Origin of the sequence: Dinghuibacter sp. (assembly GCF_035492835.1) — a bacterium.
Classification (GTDB): domain Bacteria; phylum Bacteroidota; class Bacteroidia; order Chitinophagales; family Chitinophagaceae; genus Dinghuibacter.
This window is the reverse complement of the sequence record NZ_DATJIY010000083.1, coordinates 1-2,316: the sequence shown is the minus strand read 5'-3', so window position 1 is coordinate 2,316 and position 2,316 is coordinate 1. Positions and strand designations below refer to the sequence as shown.

Sequence of the window (2,316 nt, the reverse complement as noted above, 5' to 3'; positions counted from 1 at the left end):
CCTTATTGAGCATATAAATATAGATCGTGTGCCCGTCGGGCGACCGGTACACCCCGTCGTGGGTCTTCCCTCCGTCCATAAAGAGCGGCTGATAGCAATCGGAGAAAGCCGCTGCGGGCACCTTTACGGTATCCTTACCGTCGATGAGCGTGACCGAGGCGATCGCCGTGGTCGGCAATACCCCATAGTTGCCGTAATAGGGTTTATTATCGATCCGGATCACGTGCTTGTCGATTTCGTTCACGCGCCGCTTGCCCAATACGAAAGGCGTGGCCTGGATGGTCACCCGGAGCTGGTCATGGCTGAAGGTGATATTGTCGCTCCCCGACGCCGTGACCGGCAGGCTGGTGGCCTGGGGCTGACCGACGCGCTGGTCGAGACCCGCCAGGGTAAAGAAGATCAGGTCGTGCTTGATCGTGGGATCGGGGACCTTCGAAAGGTTGTCGCGTTTGGACCGCATGTCGGGGAAGTCGGTGATGGACTGGGCCTTTACAGACGACAAAGCCAGTAGCAACATGGGAATGAGGCAGATACGCATAGGGATGTGTTTGACGAGCGGAAAGTACGATATTTTTCAAAGGCCTATCTTAGCGGGATGAAGAAATTACAACGTTTTGCTATGGGAGGTCTGTTGCTGGCGGCCCTCCCGTCTTCGGGCGTGCTTGCGCAGACCACTTCCAGCTACTCCCCACACGAGCTGTTCAGCCCCTATTTCTTTAGGACCGACGGTAACGTCTACCGCAGCGCCAGTGGCGCGCCGGGCCCCAAATACTGGCAGAACCGCGCCGACTACGTTATAAAGGCCACGCTCGACGAGCCGGATACCACGATCAACGGCGAAGTCACGATCAACTATACCAATAACAGCCCGGACAAGCTGGACTTCCTCTGGCTCCAGCTGGACCAGAACCTGTTCCGCCCGGATAGCCGGGGCGCCGCCACCACGCCCATCAGCGGCGACCGTTTCGACGTAAAGGGTTTTTCGAAGGGCGGCTACCACATCGAGTCCGTCGAGGTGACGTATGAGGGAAAAACTTACGCCGTCACCCCTATCATCTCCGATGCCCGTATGCAGGTGCGGTTACAGGCGCCCGTAAAGGCCGACGGCGATAAGATCACCGTTCGCGTAAAATACAACTTCGCCATCCCCGTCTATGGCGCCGACCGCATGGGCCGGCTGGATACCAAGAACGGCGTGGTGTACGAGCTGGCGCAATGGTACCCCCGGATGTGCGTGTACGACGACATCGAGTCCTGGAATACGTTGCCCTATATGGGCCTGGGTGAGTTCTATTGCGAATATGGCAACTTCGATTATTACCTGACCGCGCCCGCCGACATGACCGTCGTTGCTTCGGGCGACCTGCAAAACCCGCAGGAGGTGCTGACGCCGCGCCAGGCCGAACGCTTTGCCCAGGCGCGCAAGAGCAATGAAACCGTCATGATCATCAACGCCGACGAGGTTGGGCAGGCGTCGAGCCACGTACATGCGTCGGGCAATTCGACCTGGCACTTCAAGATGGACAATACCCGCGACGTATCCTGGGCCGCTTCGCGCGCCTTCATCTGGGACGCCGCCAAGGTAAACCTGCCCTCCGGCCGCCCAGCCATCGCGCAGTCCGCTTACCCCATCGAAGCCGCCGGTAAGGACCGCTATGGCCGCTCCACCGAATACCTCAAGCGTTCGATCGAAATCTACTCGGACTATTATTTCGAATACCCCTGGAACTCCGCCGTCAGCGTAGCCGGCGTCGCCCTGGGGATGGAATACCCCGGCATCATCTTCTGCCAATCCAACCTGACCAACGGCGGCCTGTGGGGCGACATCACCCACGAGATCGGCCACAACTGGTTCCCCATGATCGTAGGCTCCAACGAGCGCCGTTTTATGTGGCAGGACGAAGGCTTCAACACCTTTATCAACCAGTTTTCGACCCGGGAGTTCAACCACGGCGAATACTACCGCAAGCCCCGCCCGGAAATGGTCATGGGCATGCTCCGTAGCGAAAAGGACCCGCTCATGACCGCCCCCGAAGGCATGAACCTGAACGGGTACGGCGCCTATTACTTCAAGACGTCCGCGGGTTTGAACCTGTTACGAGACGTCATCCTGGACAGCGTGCGTTTTGACTACGCCTTCAAGCTGTATGTCCATCGCTGGGCCTTCAAGCACCCGCAACCGGACGACTTCTTCCGGACGATGAACAGCGCCGTAGGTGAAAACCTCGACTGGTTCTGGAAGGAATGGTTCTTCACCACGGACAAGCTGGACCAGGCCGTTAGTTCCGTCAAATACGTTTCCGGCGACGCCACCAA

Annotated in this window: 2 protein-coding genes; one reads left to right on the top strand and one right to left on the bottom strand. The window is 58.5% G+C overall.

Annotated elements, in window-relative coordinates:
• A partial coding sequence (locus VL547_RS08025; protein WP_325577080.1) for a hypothetical protein occupies positions 1 to 538 on the bottom strand: 538 nt, incomplete at its 3' end.
• 57 nt (positions 539 to 595) lie between these two features.
• Here VL547_RS08025 and VL547_RS08020 point away from each other — a divergent pair.
• Positions 596 to 2,316 (top strand): M1 family metallopeptidase (locus tag VL547_RS08020; protein ID WP_325577078.1); only part of this gene is annotated, 1,721 nt, incomplete at its 3' end.